The organism is Micromonospora sp. NPDC049048 (assembly GCF_043197615.1).
Taxonomy (GTDB): Bacteria; Actinomycetota; Actinomycetes; order Mycobacteriales; family Micromonosporaceae; genus Micromonospora.
Window position 1 is genome coordinate 792,304 of record NZ_JBICTM010000003.1, and the last position, 16,025, is coordinate 808,328.

At 71.7% G+C, this 16,025-nt stretch carries 15 protein-coding genes; 9 read left to right on the plus strand and 6 right to left on the minus strand.

Annotation, left to right across the window (positions count from 1 at the left end; all coding sequences use genetic code 11):
• The 3 genes from ACGFIG_RS14180 to ACGFIG_RS14190 form a co-directional block, all read right to left on the minus strand.
• Positions 1-567: a DUF6114 domain-containing protein gene (locus tag ACGFIG_RS14180; protein ID WP_393002651.1), complete on the minus strand. Its 567-nt coding sequence runs from the start codon at positions 565-567 to the stop codon at positions 1-3.
• 1 nt (position 568) lies between these two features.
• Complete coding sequence (locus ACGFIG_RS14185) at positions 569-1,198, minus strand: DUF6230 family protein (RefSeq protein ID WP_393002653.1); 630 nt, start codon at positions 1,196-1,198, stop codon at positions 569-571.
• 306 nt (positions 1,199-1,504) lie between these two features.
• Complete coding sequence (locus tag ACGFIG_RS14190) at positions 1,505-2,281, minus strand: TetR/AcrR family transcriptional regulator (RefSeq protein WP_393002655.1); 777 nt, start codon at positions 2,279-2,281, stop codon at positions 1,505-1,507.
• Positions 2,282-2,657: 376 nt separating this feature from the next.
• On the opposite strand from ACGFIG_RS14190, the gene ACGFIG_RS14195 reads away from it, so the two are divergent.
• Positions 2,658-3,350: a Tat pathway signal sequence domain protein gene (locus ACGFIG_RS14195; RefSeq protein WP_393002657.1), complete on the plus strand. Its 693-nt coding sequence runs from the start codon at positions 2,658-2,660 to the stop codon at positions 3,348-3,350.
• Positions 3,351-3,412: 62 nt separating this feature from the next.
• Here ACGFIG_RS14195 and ACGFIG_RS14200 read toward each other — a convergent pair whose 3' ends face one another.
• Positions 3,413-4,408 carry a hypothetical protein gene (locus ACGFIG_RS14200; protein ID WP_393002659.1) on the minus strand — a complete coding sequence of 332 codons (996 nt, stop codon included), beginning with the start codon at positions 4,406-4,408 and terminating at the stop codon, positions 3,413-3,415.
• A gap of 127 nt (positions 4,409-4,535) precedes the next feature.
• Positions 4,536-6,119, minus strand: a complete 1,584-nt coding sequence (locus tag ACGFIG_RS14205) for an acyltransferase (RefSeq protein WP_393002661.1) — start codon at positions 6,117-6,119, stop codon at positions 4,536-4,538.
• 194 nt (positions 6,120-6,313) lie between these two features.
• Here ACGFIG_RS14205 and ngcE (ACGFIG_RS14210) point away from each other — a divergent pair, with 194 nt between their 5' ends.
• From ngcE (ACGFIG_RS14210) to ACGFIG_RS14220, 3 genes are all read left to right on the plus strand, one after another.
• Entirely contained in the window at positions 6,314-7,729 is a 1,416-nt protein-coding gene (gene ngcE / locus ACGFIG_RS14210) for an N-acetylglucosamine/diacetylchitobiose ABC transporter substrate-binding protein (protein ID WP_393002663.1), read from the plus strand.
• Between the two features lie 63 nt (positions 7,730-7,792).
• Positions 7,793-8,701: a carbohydrate ABC transporter permease gene (locus ACGFIG_RS14215; protein ID WP_393002665.1), complete on the plus strand. Its 909-nt coding sequence runs from the start codon at positions 7,793-7,795 to the stop codon at positions 8,699-8,701.
• The gene (locus tag ACGFIG_RS14220) at positions 8,698-9,606 is read left to right on the plus strand and encodes a carbohydrate ABC transporter permease (RefSeq protein WP_393002667.1); all 909 of its coding nucleotides are present in this window, start codon (positions 8,698-8,700) and stop codon (positions 9,604-9,606) included. Before ACGFIG_RS14215 ends, ACGFIG_RS14220 begins: the two co-directional genes overlap by 4 nt.
• 202 nt (positions 9,607-9,808) lie before the next feature.
• Here ACGFIG_RS14220 and ACGFIG_RS14225 read toward each other — a convergent pair whose 3' ends face one another.
• Entirely contained in the window at positions 9,809-10,798 is a 990-nt protein-coding gene (locus tag ACGFIG_RS14225) for an N-acetylglucosamine kinase (RefSeq protein WP_393002669.1), read from the minus strand.
• A gap of 191 nt (positions 10,799-10,989) precedes the next feature.
• Here ACGFIG_RS14225 and ACGFIG_RS14230 point away from each other — a divergent pair, with 191 nt between their 5' ends.
• From ACGFIG_RS14230 to ACGFIG_RS14250, 5 genes are read left to right on the plus strand one after another with little or no spacing between them, the layout of a single operon-like run.
• Positions 10,990-11,952, plus strand: coding sequence for a MurR/RpiR family transcriptional regulator (locus ACGFIG_RS14230; protein WP_393002671.1), 963 nt, complete (start codon positions 10,990-10,992; stop codon positions 11,950-11,952).
• Positions 11,949-12,698 (plus strand): sugar isomerase domain-containing protein, encoded by a 750-nt coding sequence (locus tag ACGFIG_RS14235; RefSeq protein ID WP_393002673.1) that lies wholly within the window; start codon positions 11,949-11,951, stop codon positions 12,696-12,698. Before ACGFIG_RS14230 ends, ACGFIG_RS14235 begins: the two co-directional genes overlap by 4 nt.
• A 26-nt stretch (positions 12,699-12,724) precedes the next feature.
• Positions 12,725-14,161 carry an N-acetylglucosamine/diacetylchitobiose ABC transporter substrate-binding protein gene (gene ngcE / locus ACGFIG_RS14240; RefSeq protein ID WP_393002675.1) on the plus strand — a complete coding sequence of 479 codons (1,437 nt, stop codon included), beginning with the start codon at positions 12,725-12,727 and terminating at the stop codon, positions 14,159-14,161.
• A 16-nt stretch (positions 14,162-14,177) separates the two neighbouring features.
• Positions 14,178-15,086: a carbohydrate ABC transporter permease gene (locus tag ACGFIG_RS14245; protein WP_393002943.1), complete on the plus strand. Its 909-nt coding sequence runs from the start codon at positions 14,178-14,180 to the stop codon at positions 15,084-15,086.
• Entirely contained in the window at positions 15,086-16,015 is a 930-nt protein-coding gene (locus ACGFIG_RS14250) for a carbohydrate ABC transporter permease (RefSeq protein ID WP_393002677.1), read from the plus strand. The genes ACGFIG_RS14245 and ACGFIG_RS14250 overlap by 1 nt, the downstream gene beginning before the upstream one ends.
• Positions 16,016-16,025 lie beyond the last annotated feature (10 nt).

The following is a 16,025-nucleotide window of genomic DNA, read 5'->3' on the forward strand; positions in this document are numbered from 1 at the left end:
TCAGCCCCGGTCGGCGGGCGTCGGGTCCGCCGGGCGGCCGCCGGGAAGCAGCGCGGTGCCGACCTCGTCCTCGTCCGCCCGCTCGTCCTCGCGTTCGCGCCCGTCCTCGTCCTCCTGCTGGTCCTCGTCCTCGCGCTGGTCCGCGGTGTCCGGGGCCGGTGCGGCGGTGGTGTCGGTCGGTCGCCGCTTGTCGGGGGTCCAGGCGAAGGCGAGCGCCCCGCCGACCAGGGCCAGCAGCATCCCGACCACGAATCCGCCCAGGTTCGAGGTCAGCCAGGAGACCAGCCCGAGCAGCAGCGACAGCACGGCGTAGAAGACCCGCTGCTGCGGAGTGGCGATCAGCAGCACCCCGCAGAGCACCAGGACGGCCGGCACCAGGTACGCGGCCAGCCCCTGTGGCCCGATGTGCAGCAGCACCCCGAGCGGCGCGCGCAGGGTCACGAGCATCTCCACGCCGCCGAGCGCGATCAGCACTCCGGCGGTGAACGGGCGGCCCCGCCGCCAGCGGCGCCAGCGCCCGCCGGGGTGGCGGGCGGCTGGCGCCGGGTGGTGTCGTCCGGTGGTCACGTCAGCAGCCGTCGGAGGTGAACGCCATGCGCAGGTTGGGCAGGTTGAACACGGCCGCCGTGGTGGCGTAGTTGTTCTGCCGCAGGTTGGTGATGGTGACCGTGTCCGCCTGCTGGGCGAAGACGCCGGGGTTGCCCTTCACGCCCGGCACCTGGTCGAGGGTGCTGGCGTCCTGCCCGACGTTGATGTTCTTGAAGGAGGCGTTGCCGGCGACCTCGTCGCCGTCGACGACCAGGGTGCGGGCGGTGACCGGCTTGCCGTCGCCGCCAGCGGTGATCTTCAGGTAGACGCCGCCCAGGTTGATGCTCTGGCAGAGGTTCGTCAGCTCGGCCTTGTCGACCGCCGAGACGATGACCAGCACCTGCCCGCCGGTGTCGCCCTGGTTGGGGCTGTCCGGGATCATCTGGTCGAGGGTGGCGAACTGCTCGAAGCCCGTGCCGGTGAGCTTGTCGGCGGTGACGGTGAACGGCATGCCGGAGATGGCGAACTGCGCGCCCAGCACGCCCTCGGCGGTCAGCACGACCATGCCGGCGGCGCCCGCCACGACGGTGCCCAGCGTGACGGCGAACCGGCGCCAGCGTACGCCGCTGCGCGGCGGATCGGCTTCGATCGGTGCGAGCTCATCCGACATGGCGTCTCCCTTTCGAGATCAATTCATCGGCGACAATGGGAAATCGGCTGTGGGGTCTGCGCAGGCTGAAGTTACCGTCGAGTAAATCGCAGGTCAACGGCAGGTGGCGGCTGGTTGCGGCGGTATCTGCCAAATACGGCCAAAGTGAAAAACCGCTGCGGTTTCCGGCCGGCTGCCCCGTGGCCGGCTGCCCGGCGACCGGGTGTCCGGCGACCGGGCGTCCGGCGGCCGGCTGCCCGCCGACCGGGTGTCCGGCGATCGGGTGTCCGGCGACCGGGGAAGCCCGGTCGGGAGGCCGGGTCGCGGTCAGGCCAGGGTGGCCGCCTCGCCGGTCGGCGCGCACGGCGCGGTCGCCCCCGGGCCGTCGTCCGGGCGTGCGTCCCGGGTCGCCCGGGCCGCGCCGTCGGTGCCGAGGAAGGGCGCGATGGCCGCGTAGGTGAGCACCGGCAGCAGTTGCGGCAGCTCCGCCGCGCGACCCTGGGCCACCCGGCTGCGGACGGTGGCGTGGATCCCGCCGACCACGGTGGACACCAGCGCGTCCCGGTCCACGTCGGCGGCCGTCGGGACGGGGCCCGCGTCGGCGAAGAACCGGCGGAAACTGCCGAGCAGGGCGTCGCGCTCCCGGCGGGCGTCCGGGCCGGCCGCGTCCACCTCGACGAGTGCCATCCGGGCGAAGGCGGGCACGCTCGCCAGCACCTCCAGCAGGGTGCGCAGCGCGGCGCGGGCGGCGTCCGACCACGTCGGTCCGGCCTCCCGGTAGGCGCTCTCCATGAGCTGCGACAGCACGGCGATGCCATGCCGGTACGCGGCGAGGAACGCGTCCTCCTTGCCGGTGAAGAGGGCGTAGAAGGCCGGTCGGGTCACCCCGGCGGCGTGGCAGATGTCGGTGACCCGGGCGTTGTCGTAGCCCTTCGTCGCCACCTCCCGTACGAGCCCGTCGAAGAGCCGGTCGCGCTGGGTCGCGGCCACCGCCTCGGCGGAGAGCCGGCGCGGGCCGCGTTTGATCGCGCGATCGGGGTCGCGCCCGGGGCGCGCCCCGGGCAGGGGTGCCGGCGCCGGTTGCGGGCGGCGCTGCGTGGTCAACTCGTCCGCCTCTCCAATCGATTGACTTTGCGACCCTCCGGGGTTTATAACTTTCTGCACGCTCAGTTGGGATCCCATCACTGTTGGTGATCTTCCGGATGGTCACCCGTCGACTCATCGAATGGAGGGCTCGATGGCTGCCATTATCGCGGAACAGCAGCGCCCTCCCAAGGCCGGAAAGACGCAGGTGACGCGGCCGCGCCGCAGTGCGCCACCCCGGCCTGCCCGCTGACGTCGCAGCACCCCCGCGACCCGCCGCCCGGCCGCCGACGGCCGCCGGCAACCTCCACCGCCGTCCGTCACGCGACGGCCCCGATCGCCACGCGGGCAACCTCCCGCGCCTCCGATCACCCCGTCCCTCCCGGAAGGAAGAACCATGCACAGGTACGGACGAATCGGCGTGGGTCTCGCGACCCTCGCGCTGCTGACCGGTCTCGCCGCCGCCCCGGGCTCCGCCGCTCCCGGCTCCGGCGCCGCGCCGGCACCGTTCGCCAGCAACGTGCTGACCTACCCGACGCCGGGCGGCACCGCCGTCGCCGTCAACGACGTGATCCAGGCCAGCCTCAGGACCGGCACCAACGCCACCTTCTACTCCTCCGCCACGGGCACCACCGGCGTGAAGTGCGCCGCGTCCAGCTTCAGCGCCAAGGTGCTGACCAACCCGGTCGCCCCCGGCACCGCCACCGAGAGCCTGACGGCACAGTCCTTCACCAGCTGCACCACCAACGTCATCGGCACCACCGGGGTGCAGAGCGTGGCCGTGCAGAACCTGCCGTACGCGACCTCGGTGACCAGCGCCGGCGTGGTCAAGATCAGCGGTACGGCGACGGCGCCGATCCAGAGCACCGTCGTGCTGAACTCGCTCCTCGGCCCCATCACCTGCGTGTACCGGACCAGCACCAACAGCTTGACCGGCACGGCGACCACCACCAACTCGATCATCTTCACCAACCAGACGCTGACGAAGTTCTCCGGCCCCAGCCTCTGCTTCGGCACGGCGTACTTCTCCGCGACGTACTCGCCCGTGCGGGACGTCACCCAGGGCAACAGCCCCGTCTACGTCAACTGACCGCGATCCACCGGGCCGGTGTGCGGCGCTCCGCCGCACGCCGGCCCCCGGCCGTGCGTCGGTCAGCTGTCGCCGAGCGCCGTGTGCAGGGCGCGCATCGACCGGATGGCCGACCGGATCTCCTGGAGGTAGCGTCCCGGGGTGAGCGCCGGCTCGGGCAGCCCGGCCAGGTCGGGCAGGGCCGGGTCGACGCCGACGGTCTCGATCGCGCAGCCGTACGGCACGGCGAGGGTACGCAGCGCGTCGCAGTGCTGGAACGGCACGTAGATCGGCGCGGTCACCACGAGCACCGGATCGCCCGCGCGCAGCCGGACGTGCTCGGCCCAGAAACGCTGGGTGTCGGCCGTGTGCGCCCGGCGCCGCGCCGGGTCGCTGGACGGGGCGGCCAGCACCCGCACCGGCGGGCGGTCCACGGGTCGGTACGTGCGCGACGACCAGGAGTGGTGCGGGTGCCCGGCGTCGCGGCCGTCGTCCTCGACGGGGGCGGCCACCCCGAACTCGCGCCGCACCGCCGCGTCCAAGGCCGCCACCTCCGTGTCGCAGGGCGCGACGCCGACGGTGTTGAGGCTCCGGCACTCCTCCTCGGACAGGGGGCGGAAACTGCCCAGCACCGCCACCTCGCCGGTGACCCGGATGCCGGCGCGCAGCAGCCACGCCGCGTACGCGACCCTCCGCTGGCAGGCGTGCGCCAACCCGCCGAGCACGACCAGGTGGGCGTACTCGGACCGGGCGGGCGCCGCCGGGCGGACCATGCCCAGCGCGGCGGCGGTGGCGAGCACCAGCCGCGCGGTGGCCGGGTCGAAGGCGGGTTCCCGGGCGTCCGGGCGCTCGCGGCCACCCCGGAAGTCCCAGTGCCGGGCAGAGAAGGCGTCGAGCGCGGCCAGCACCGCCGCGAGCTCCCCGTCCGGCCAGTCGCCGCCGAAGTGCCCGACCAGGGCACGCAGCGGCGCCGAGCCCGCCCAGGCCCGTACGCCGGCCGCGATCGTCTCGTTGCTCGTGCCCGCCGCGCCGGTCGGCAGCGCCAGGACGCCAGGTGGCGTCTTCTCACCGGTCCGCACCGCCGGATCGTACCGACGCAGCCGGTGCTGAGGGGACGAACGACCGGGCCGCCAGCCCGGTGCCGGCCGCTGGCGGAAAGGCATCGCGGCGGCAGGGAAGAAGGCGTCCGCAGCCCGCCACGGCGGCTCAGCCCCGGCGTGCCCACCCGGATCTGAGCAGCCGCAGCGTGCCGGCCCCGGCCAGGTACGCCACCAGCGCCGGCGTCGGCACCCCCAGCGGCTCCGGTGCCGTCTTCGGCGTCTGGGCGTTGAGCACCAGGGCGTACACCACGGCGGCGAAACCGGCGGCGGTGAGCGCGGTGCGCACGGTGGCCCGCCACCGGGGGCCGGCCGGCGCGCTCCCGCCGGCCGGGGTCCCGGCGGTCCGCCCGGGGCGCCCGCCGCCGTCGCCGCCGTCGCCACCGCCGCCGCCACCCCCGCCGGTGCGGCCGGTGCGGGCCTCGATGGGGCCGAAGACGGCGACCAGGACGGCCAGCACCACGGTCAGCATGAGCACCCACGGCACCCGCCAGGCCAGCCACGCTGCCGACCCCACCGGTGGGGTCGGCAGCATCCCGGCCGCGTCCAGCGCGCCGACCAGCAGGATCGCGGCGCTCAGGTGCCAGAGGAAGACGGTGAGCACGACCGCGTTCACCGCGATCACCGCCTGCCACGGGCGGGAGCGGCGCAGCCAGCGCTCCGCCGGGTCGCGCAGCAGCAGGATCAGCCCGAACTGGGCGGTGGTCAGGGTCAGCAGGGCCAGGCTGGGCGGGGCGGCGTTGTCCAGGCGCTCGCCCGGCACGTTGAGCATGCTCACCGGGTACGGTCCGAAGGTGGTCAGCAGCACCGTCGCGCCCAGCCCGCCCAGCAGTGCCCCCGCGCCCGCGCGGCGGGACAGCGGCCACCGGCGCCACTCTGCCCCCGCGGGGCGGGGTGGGACACCGCCCCGCCCGGACGCGGCGTGCGGGCCTGGACGGGCGCCGTGACGTCCAGCGTCGGCGTGATGTCCCTCGTCGGCGTGCCCGGCGTCGCCGTGACGTCCCTCGTTGGCATGATGCCCCTCGTCGGCGTGCCGCCGGGTGTCGGCGGCGCGCCAGGCGATGCCGAGCTGGTGCACGGCCAGCCAGCCGAAGACGTAGTTCGGCACCGCCAGCTCGGCCGGGCCCAGCGCCCGCCCCACGTCGCCGGCGACGACCAGCGCGGCCAGCGCCGACGGCACGAGCAGGCCGAAGCGCCGGTGCAGCGCGAGCATCGCCGGGGTCAGCGGCACCACGATCAGGTAGGCGGCGAGGAACCAGAGAGGGATCGTGGCGAACCAGCCGACGGTACGCACCAGCGGCGCCCCGACGCCGAGCAGGGACGCGAGCGCGCCGCCACCGGCGATCACCAGCAGCAGCGCGGTCGTGGGACGCAGCAGCCGGGCGCCCCGGTCCAGCAGCCAGGCGGTCGCGTCGCCGCCGGCAGCCCGGCGTGCGGTCAGCGAGGCGGCGTTGGCGTACCCGCCGACCAGGAAGAAGACCGGCATGACCTGGGCGATCCAGGTGAGCGGGTACGCCCACGGCAGCTCGGGCAGCGCGGAGCGCCCCGTCGGCCGGCCGCCGGGGTCCTCGCCGATCGCGGCGACCGCCCAGTGGCCGAGAACGACCATGCCGATCGCGAGCGCCCGGAGCAGGTCGACGTAGCGTTGCCGACCAGCGGGGGTGTGCGCGGCGAGTTGCCGCAGGCGGCGCATGGCCCGAGGCTACGTCAGGCGCCAACTGGCCGGTGCTGATAACGGTTCGGTCCCCGGGGGTTGAAGTCCGAGCCCTCCTGCCGTAGAAATTCTTCAGCAACATGTTGTGAACTGAAGACAAATTCCCCTGCGCCTCGTGCGGCGGTCGCCATCCCCCATCCGGCGGGCCGCCCGGACCGATCCGAGGAGAGACCATGAACAGGCGTGACATTCTGCGGCGCACCGCCGCCGCGGGCCTCCTGGCCACCCCCGCCGCCGGCCTGCTGGCCGGCTGCGCCACGGGCGGTGGCGGCGACAAGGGCGACGCCGAGACCTACAAGGGCACCAAGAGCGAGCAGAACCCGCTCGGGGTGAAGGAGGACGCGCCCCTCGAGGTGGTGATCTTCAACGGCGGCTTCGGTGAGGAGTACGCGAAGGCCCACGAGGCCATGTACACCGAGAAGTACCCGAAGGCGAAGATCAACCACTCCGCGACGCAGGAGATCGCCAAGACCCTCCAGCCGCGCTTCGTCGACGGCACCCCGCCCGACGTGGTCAACAACTCCGGCAAGGACCAGATCGACTTCAACAGCCTGGTCTCCCAGAACGCCATCGCCGACCTGGGCGAGCTGCTCGCCGCGCCGAGCCTCGACATCCCCGGCAAGACGGTCAAGGACACGCTGCTGCCGGGCGCCGTCGAGGTCGGCTCGTACGACGGCAAGTTCATGGTGCTGAACTACACCTACACCGCCTACGGCATCTGGCACTCCACCAAGCTCTTCGCCGACCGGGGCTGGCAGTACGCCAAGACCTGGGACGAGCACATCGCCCTGTGCAAGCAGATCAAGGCGGCCGGCATCGCCCCGTGGACGTACGCGGGCAAGCACCCCCGCTACATGAGCTGGCCGGTGATCGCCACGGCCATCAAGTTCGGCGGCCCGTCCGTCGCCACCGCGATCGACAACCTGGAGCCCAACGCGTGGAAGTCCGACGCGATGAAGGCCGCGGCGGACGCCTGGCACCAGATCGTCAAGGACGGCTACATCCTCTCCGGCTCGCCGGGCCTCGACCACGTGCAGTCGCAGACCGCGTGGTGCCAGGGCAAGGCCGCCTTCATCTCCTGCGGCTCCTGGCTGGAGAGCGAGCAGAAGAAGGTCACCCCCGAGGGCTTCAACATGACGATCCAGCCGACGCCCAGCCTGGGCAGCGGCGACAAACTGCCGTTCGAGGCGATCCGCGGCACCGCCGGCGAGCCGTTCATGATCCCGGCCAAGGCGAAGAACCTGGCCGGCGGCCTGGAGTACTTCCGGGTCATGCTGTCGAAGAAGGGCGCCCAGGACTTCACCAAGAAGGTCTCCAGCCTGACCGTGGTGGCCGGGTCGACCGAAGGCGTCGAGCTGCCGTTCGGCCTCAGCACCGTGAGCAAGGCGCTGGACGCGTCCGGCAGCAACGGCTTCAACTGGGTCTACAACAACTACTACCGCAAGCTGGAGCGTGAGCTCGTCGACGCCGCGTGCGGCGAGTTCTTCAGCGGTCGGATCGGCCCGGCCGAGTTCCTCGACATGTGCCAGAAGGGCGCCGACTCGATCGCCCAGGACAGCGCGGTCAAGAAGTACAAGCGGGCCGCGTGACATCCGGCCGGTGGGGGCGGGTCCGCCCCCACCGGCCCACCGCTGGGGGAGTAGGTCCTTCTCGTGAGACATGGCAAGTACCCGCTGATCATCACGTTCCTGGTGCCGCCGCTGCTGCTCTACGGCATCTTCGTGCTCTCGCCGTACCTGCAGGCCTTCCAGATCTCGACCACCGACTGGCTCGGCTACTCGGCCGAGACCAACTCCGTCGGACTGGCCAACTTCGAGCGCCTGCTGGACGACGGACGGGTGTGGAACGCCCTGAAGAACAACGCGTGGCTGCTCGCGATCGTGCCGGTGGTGACCATCGTGCTCGGCCTCTTCTTCGCCACGATGCTCAGCATGGGCGGTCGCAAGGGCCGGGCGGGGGTGACCGGCGTACGCGGCACATCCGTGTACCGGATGGTCTACTTCTTCCCGCAGGTGCTCTCCGTGGTCATCATCGCCCTGCTGTGGAAAGAGGTCTACCACCCCAACAGCGGCCTGCTCAACGGTGCCCTCGGCACCGTCGGGCTGCCCACGCCAGCCTGGCTCGGTGAACCCCGGTTCGCCTTCTGGTGCGTACTGGCGGTGATGGTCTGGAGTAACGTCGGCTTCTACGTGGTGCTCTTCGGGGCGGCGATGTCGGCGATCCCGCGCGACATCTACGAGGCGGTGATGCTCGACGGGGCGTCGCGGTGGACCACCCTACGCAAGATCACCATTCCGCTGCTCTGGGACACCGTGCAGGTCGCCTGGATCTACCTCGCGATCGCGGCCCTGGACGGGTTCATCCTGATCCAGCAGATGACCAACGGTGGCCCCAACTTCTCCTCCGACGTCATCGGCCTGCGGATGTACGAGACCGCGTTCGGCAGCGAGAGCAGGTTCGGCTATGCCTCGGCGATCGGCGTGGTGCTGTTCTTCCTGACCCTCTCGGTGGCGGCACTGGCGCTGCGCGCCGCCCGGCGTGATCGGATCGAGTACTCGTGACAACCCTCGACAGGACCGCGTCCGACGGCACCGCCGTGGCGGACCAGCCAACGCCGCAGGCCCGTAAGCTCCGCCGCGACATCGGCGTCGCCAACGTCTTCTCGCACTGGTTCCTGCTGCTCTGGGGCGCGTTGACCGCGCTCCCACTGCTCTGGATGTTCCTCAGCTCGTTCAAGAGCGACAAGGAGATCCTCTCCGACCCGTGGGGGCTGCCCGGCGCGCTGCGGTTCGAGAACTGGGCGCGGGCCTGGACCGAGGCGCACATCGGCCAGTACTTCCTGAACAGCGCCATCGTGGTGACCGGATCGCTCACCCTGACCATGCTGCTGGGCGCCACGGCGGCGTACGTCTTCGCCCGGTACGAGTTCCGGGGCCGGCAGTTCCTCTACTACCTGTTCGTCGGCGGGATGATGTTCCCCGTCTTCCTGGCCCTCGTGCCGCTGTTCTTCGTGGTGCGCAACGCCGGCCTCTTCGGCACCTGGACCGGACTGGTGCTGGTGTACGCCGCCTACTCGTTGCCGTTCACCGTCTTCTTCCTCACCGCCTTCTTCCGGACCCTGCCGACCGCGGTCGCGGAGGCGGCGCTGATAGACGGCTGCGGCCACTTCCGGCTCTTCTTCCGGGTGATGCTGCCGATGGCCCGACCGGGTCTGATCAGCATCGCGATCTTCAACTTCCTCAACCACTGGAACCAGTTCATCCTGCCGCAGGTGCTGATGCAGGGCGACGACTCCAAGTGGGTGCTGGCGCAGGGCCTTGCCGCCCTGGCGGTCAGCCAGGGCTACCAGGGCGACTACAGCGGACTCTTCGCGGGCCTGACGATCGCCACGCTGCCGGTGCTGATCGTCTACATCCTCTTCCAGAGGCAGATCCAGTCGGGTCTGACCGCCGGCCAGCTCAAGTAGCCTCGTCCGTTCCCGATCACCTGTCGGCCGGCAGGCGCGGCTCGCGCCGTCGCCCTCACCGTCATCGCCCTCCCGCTCCCTGATCGAGGGGCGGGAGGGCGACGGTCGTCGGGAGGAAGGCCACCCACGGCGGTCGCGGCCCCGGGCGCCGGCCCGGGAGGGCGACGCCGCCGATCGGGAGGCCGGTCAGTGGGCGGGCCGGTCAGGACGTCGGCGGCACCAGGCGGGCGTGCAGGGCGACCGGTTCGGTCACCTCGGGCAGGTCGCGGGCGGCCAGCCAGGCGGCCGCTGCGGCGCCGTCGCCGGCCGAGTGCAGCGGGGCGTCCGGCCACCGCCGGGCGACCTCGTCGCGGACCGCAGCGGCCAGCGGGGTGTCGCCGGTCAGCAGGCCGCCGCCGAGCACGACCGGGGTGGTGTCACCGGGCGGTCGGATCCGCGCGGCGCTCGCCGCCAGGTGCGCGGCGGCCTCGTCGATCAGCCCGGCGGCGACCGGCTCCCCGGCCACCGCGGCGGCGACCACCAGGGGCGCGAGCCGGGCCAGCTCCACGGGAGGCTGCCGGGTGACCGCCTGGACCAGCGCGTCGACGGTGTCCCGGGGGCGGGCCGCCACCTCGGCGGAGCCGAGCAGCGCGGTGAGTACCTCGGTCGCCAGCGCGCCCGGCGCCTGGGCCCGGTCCAGGTCGGTGAGCAGCCGGCGGACGGCCTCGCGGCCCAGCCAGAAGCCCGATCCGGCGTCGCCGAGCAGCCAGCCGTGACCGTCGGCCACCCGGTCGAGCCGTAGCTCGCGGACCCCGGCGGCGACCGCCCCGGTGCCGGCGATGAGCACGGTGCCCTCGGGGCTCGCGGTGCCCGACGCGTACGCGACCAGCGCGTCGCCGTGCACCGCGTACGGGCAGCGCAGGCCGGCGTCGCGCCAGGCCCGGTCGAAGGCGTCCCGCCCGGCCGGGTCGGCGAGGAGTCGGCCCGCTCCGGCCAGCCCGATCGTGCCGCCCCGTACCCGGGCGGGGTCGACGTCGGTGAGCGCCTCCCGCAGGGCGGCCAGCAGCTCGCCGGCGGCCCGTTCGGCGCCGTGGCTGGTGGGGTTCCCGCCGCCCGCCCGACCGCTGCCCAAGCGTCGCCCGTCCAGGGCCAGGGCGGTCGCCCGGGTCGACGTACCGCCGACATCGAGACCGACCACGACGGTGTCGGACATCCGCAGCCACTCCTTCGATCGACGCCGCGTTCATGCTGGTCGGCCCGGCCGCGGCGGGCAAGGGGCGGAGCGCCTCGGGGCGTGTGCGCCAGGTAACAGTTTGAAAACTTCGCCCATGGTCTTGACACGGAGGGGCTTTCAGTAAGAACTTTTACCACTAACAGTTAACCTTCTTTTCGAAAAGGTGCCCCATGGTTGATCACGAGGTCGACACCCCCGCGGGGACCGCGGTGGTCGACGCCGTCGCGGTCGACCGACGGGGGGCGCTCGGGGTCGGCCCCGACGGCGTGCTGGCGCGGGTCCGCGCCGGCGTGGGCGAGCTGACGGGTGCCCTGCGCCGCGTCGCCGAGCACGTGCTCAGCGACCCCGAGGCCGCCGCCCGGGCGACCATCGTGGAGCTGGCCGAGCGCAGCGGCACCTCACCGGCGACGATCACCCGGTTCTGCCGCGCGATGGGCTTCGAGGGCTACGCCGACCTGCGCCTGGGCATCGCCGCGGAGACCGGCCGGGCCCGCTCGGCGGGGTGGACCGTCGACATCGGACGCGAGATCCAGCCGAGCGACCCCCTCTCCCGGGTCCTCGACCAGATCATGGCCGCCGACACCCGCGCCATGCACGACACCGCCGCGCTGCTCGACCTCGCCGAGGTGGAACGGGCCGCCGTCGCCATCGCCGGTGCGTCGCGGGTGAACATCTTCGGCGCCAGCGGCAGCGCCCTGGTCGGCGAGGAGATGCAGTTCAGCCTGCACCGCATCGGGGTGGCGGCCTGGGCCTGGAACGACGTGCACGAGGGGCTGGCCAGCGCGGCCCTGCTGCGTCAGGGCGACGTGGCGCTCGGCATCTCGCACACCGGCCAGACCCGGGAGACCATCGAGATGCTCGCCGAGGCGGGCAGCCGGGGCGCGACCACCGTGGCGCTGACCGGTTTCCCGCGCTCGCCGCTGGCCGAGCTGGCCGACATCGTGCTGCTCACCGCCAGCCAGGCCACCACCTTCCGCCCCGACGCGCTGTCCGCCCGGCACCCACAGCTGGTCGTGCTCGACCTGCTCTACATCGCCGTCGCCCAGCGCACCCACGACCGCGCCCACGCGGCCTTCCGGCGTACCGCCCAGGCCGTCGACGGGCACAAGGCCGCGAAGGGGGCCAGCGCATGATCAGCGCCCAGGCGTACGCCGACGCCGTCCGCCCGGTGCTCGACCGGCTCGTCGACGCCAGCGCCGACGGGATCGGCGCCGCCGCCGACCTGATCGCCACCAGCCTGCGTGCCGGTGGGGTGCTCCAGGCGTTCGGCGCCGGCCACTCCGAGGCGTTCGCCGCCGAGCTGGTCGCGCGGGCCGGCGGGCTGGTGCCCACCAACCGGCTCTCCCTGCACGACCTGGTGCTGCACGGCGACGCCCCGCGCGACGTGCTCGCCGACCCGAAGCTGGAGCGCGACCCCGCCGTCGCCCATCAGCTCTACGCGCTGGCGGCCCCGCAGCCGCGGGACGTGTTCGTGGTGGCGTCCCAGTCCGGCATCAACGGCTCCGTGGTCGAGCTGGCGACGCTGGTCACCGGACGCGGCCACCCGCTGATCGCGGTCACCTCGGTCGCGCACACCGCACGGGTCGCCCCACGGCACCCGTCCGGCCGGCGCCTCGCCGACCTCGCCGACGTCGTGCTGGACAACGGCGCGCCGTACGGCGACGCACTGCTGCCGCTCGAGGGCGGCGGCGCGGTCTGTGCGGTCTCCTCGGTCACCGCGGCGCTGCTGGCGCAGCTGCTGACCGCCGAGGTCGTACGACGGTTCCACCAGGCCGGGGAGGTACCCCCTATCTACCTCTCCGCCAACGTCCCCGGCGGGGACGAGCACAACCACGCCCTCGAGTCGCGGTACGCCGGGCGCCTCCGGCGGACCGCCTGACCCGAACATCCCAAGGAGAGACGACGATGCCGATTACCCCCGACAACCCGGCCGACCTGAGCCGCCGGACCGTGCTGCGCCGGGCCGCCGCGGTGGGCCTGCTCGCCACCCCGGCCATCGGCCTGCTGAGCGCCTGCGCGACCAGCGGTGGCGACGAGGAGAACGAGCAGGTCGCCGGCGGCACCAAGAGCGCCACCAACCCGCTCGGTGTCGCCGAGGACGCTGCCATCGAGGTGGTCATCTTCAACGGTGGCTACGGCGAGAAGTACGCCACCGACGTGCACCAGCCGCTGTACAAGACGGCGTTCCCGAAGGCCGAGATCAAGCACCAGTCGACGCAGGCCGTGTCCACGGTGCTCCAGCCGCGGTTCGCCTCGGGCAACCCGCCGGAGTTCGTGAACAACTCCGGCGAGAAGATGATGGACTTCGGCGCCCTGGTCGCCGACGGCCAGCTCCAGGACCTCACCGAGCTGTGGGACGCCCCGTCGGTCGACGACCCGAACAAGAAGGTCCGGGACACCGTGGTGCCGGGCACCGTCGAGGCCGGGTCCTTCAACGGCAAGCCGTACGTCCTGTACTACGTCTCCACCGTCTTCGGCATCTGGTATTCGGGCAAGCTGTTCAAGGACAACGGCTGGGCGCCGGCGAAGGACTGGTCGGAGTTCACCGCCCTGCTCGACAAGATCAAGGCCAAGGGCATCACCCCGTACGGCTACGCCGGGGCGAACGCCGCGTACTACCAGTGGAACGTGATCCTCACCCACGCGGCGAAGATCGGCGGCACGGACGTGCTGAAGAACATCGACAACCTGGAGGACGGCGCCTGGCAGCAGGACGCGGTCAAGCAGGCCGCCGCGGCGTGGGCCGAGATCGGCGCCAAGTACGTCGACAAGAGCTTCGAGGGGCTCAAGCACACCGACGTGCAGCTGCGGCAGAACCAGTACAAGCTGGCGTTCTACCCCAGCGGCGACTGGCTGGAGGGCGAGCAGAAGAAGGACACCCCGTCCGGCTTCGACTACCAGATGATGCCGGTGCCGAGCCTGTCCGCGGCGGACAAGCTGCCGGCGACGGCGCTGCGGGCGACCGCCGGTGAGGGCTACTTCGTCTCGGCCAAGAGCAAGAACCCCAAGGGCGGCCTGGAGTACATGCGCCGGATGCTCTCGGTGGCCGGCGCGAAGGGCTTCACCGAGACGGTCAAGGCCCCGACCGTGGTCACCGCCGGCTCGGACGGCTTCGCCTTCCCGCCCGGTGTGGCCAGCTCGCAGGCCGCGCTCAAGGCGGCCGGCCAGGACGTGTTCAACATCTACTTCGACGGCTGGTACAAGGAGCTCGACACGGAGGTCCGCACGGCCACCAACGAGCTGATGTTCGGCCGGATCAAGGCGGACGCCTTCGTGGAGCGCATCCAGAAGCGGGCCGACGCGATCAAGAAGGACAGCTCCACCACCAAGTTCAAGCGCTGATCGGGGCGTGAGGGTCATGCGGCACGGCAAGTATCCGTTCGTGATCGGGTTCCTCTTCGTCCCGGTCACGCTGTACGTGGTCTTCGTCATCGCGCCGTACGCGCAGGCGTTCCAGATCTCGACGACCAACTGGCGGGGGTTCTCCGCCCCGCAGTGGGTGGGCCTCGACAACTACCGGAGGTTGTTCGACGACGACAACTTCTGGAAGGCCGTCCAGCACCACGGCGTACTGCTGCTTGCCCTGCCGCTGATCACCATCGCCATCGCGCTGTTCTTCTCGTTCATGCTCAACGTGGGCGGCAAGAGCAGCGGCGGGCAGCGTCAGGGGGTCTGGGGGTCGAAGTTCTACCGGGTGGTGTTCTTCTTCCCCCAGGTCCTGGCGGTGGCCATCATCGCGGTGCTGTTCCAGATGGTCTACCGGCCGAACGAGTCCGGTCTGATCAACGGCGTGCTGATGAAGCTCGGCTTCGACCCGGTGCTCTTCCTGGTCCGGCCGAACCTGGCGCTCTGGTCGATCATCGCCGTGCTGGTCTGGCAGGCGGTCGGCTTCTACGTGGTGCTCTTCTCGGCGGGCATGGCCTCCATTCCGGGCGAGATCTACGAGGCCGCCGAGATCGACGGGGCGAGCCGGGTGACGCTCTTCTTCCGGGTCACCCTGCCGCTGCTCTGGGACACCCTCCAGGTCGCCTGGGTCTACCTGGGCATCGCCGCGTTCGACGCGTTCGCCATCGTCTCGGTGCTCTCGGTGGACGGCGGCGGCCCCGACGGCGCGACCACGGTGCTGGCCATGGAGATCTACCGCAACGCCTTCCACTACTCGAAGTACGGCTACGCCTCGGCCATGGGCGTGGCGCTGTTCTTCCTCACCCTCACGTTCGCGGCGTTGACGCTGCGGCTGACCAAGCGGGAAAGCGTGGAGTACTGATGAACCCGCAGATGACGCTGCCGCCGACACCGGCGGCACTACCGCCGAAGAACGTCAAGCCGGGCGCCGCGGGCAAGCGCGGGGGCGGGGGCCGACGCTCGGAGGTACGGTTCTTCGCCAGCCTCGGGCACGTGGCGCTCGCGGTCTGGGCGGTGATCGTGATCGTGCCGATCCTCTGGACCTTCCTCGCCTCGTTCAAGAACACCACGGAGATCTTCAGCAGCCCGTGGACGCTCCCGGCGGAGCTGCGGTTCGAGAACTACGCCCGGGCGTGGACCACGGCCAACGTCGGCCGATACTTCCTGAACAGTGTGATCGTGGTGACGTTCAGCGTCCTCGGCACCATGCTGTTCGGTTCGATGGCCGCGTACGTGCTGGCGCGTTACAGGTTCTGGGGCAACCGGGCGATCTACTACCTGTTCGTCTCGGGGCTGGCGTTCCCGGTCTTCCTCGCCCTGGTGCCGCTCTTCTTCGTGGTGAAGAACCTGGGGCTGCTGGACACCCACACCGGGCTGGTGCTGGTCTACATTGCCTACTCGCTGCCGTTCACCGTGTTCTTCCTGACCGCGTTCTTCAAGACGCTGCCGACGTCGGTCGCCGAGGCGGGCATGATCGACGGCTGTTCGCACACCCGGCTGTTCTTCCAGGTGATGCTGCCGATGGCGAAGCCGGGCCTGATCAGCGTCGGGATCTTCAACATCATCGGTCAGTGGGCGCAGTACCAGCTGCCGCTCGTGCTGCTCTCCAACGCCAAGGACAAGTGGGTGCTCACCCAGGGCATCGCCGACATCTCGGTGAACGCCGGCTACGAGGCCGACTGGTCCGGCCTCTTCGCCGCCCTGACCATCGCCATCCTCCCGATGATCATCGTCTACGCGATCTTCCAACGTCAGATCCAGTCCGGCCTCACCTCCGGCGCGGTGAAGTGACCCGGCCGGG

Coding starts and splice junctions, on each gene's coding strand:
- ACGFIG_RS14185 (WP_393002653.1), bottom strand. CDS start 1,198: ATGTCGGATGAGCTCGCACCGATCGAAGCCGATCCGCCGCGCAGCGGC.
- ACGFIG_RS14195 (WP_393002657.1), top strand. CDS start 2,658: ATGCACAGGTACGGACGAATCGGCGTGGGTCTCGCGACCCTCGCGCTG.
- ACGFIG_RS14205 (WP_393002661.1), bottom strand. CDS start 6,119: ATGCGCCGCCTGCGGCAACTCGCCGCGCACACCCCCGCTGGTCGGCAA.
- ngcE (WP_393002663.1), top strand. CDS start 6,314: ATGAACAGGCGTGACATTCTGCGGCGCACCGCCGCCGCGGGCCTCCTG.
- ACGFIG_RS14225 (WP_393002669.1), bottom strand. CDS start 10,798: ATGTCCGACACCGTCGTGGTCGGTCTCGATGTCGGCGGTACGTCGACC.
- ACGFIG_RS14230 (WP_393002671.1), top strand. CDS start 10,990: ATGGTTGATCACGAGGTCGACACCCCCGCGGGGACCGCGGTGGTCGAC.
- ACGFIG_RS14235 (WP_393002673.1), top strand. CDS start 11,949: ATGATCAGCGCCCAGGCGTACGCCGACGCCGTCCGCCCGGTGCTCGAC.
- ngcE (WP_393002675.1), top strand. CDS start 12,725: ATGCCGATTACCCCCGACAACCCGGCCGACCTGAGCCGCCGGACCGTG.
- ACGFIG_RS14245 (WP_393002943.1), top strand. CDS start 14,178: ATGCGGCACGGCAAGTATCCGTTCGTGATCGGGTTCCTCTTCGTCCCG.
- ACGFIG_RS14250 (WP_393002677.1), top strand. CDS start 15,086: ATGAACCCGCAGATGACGCTGCCGCCGACACCGGCGGCACTACCGCCG.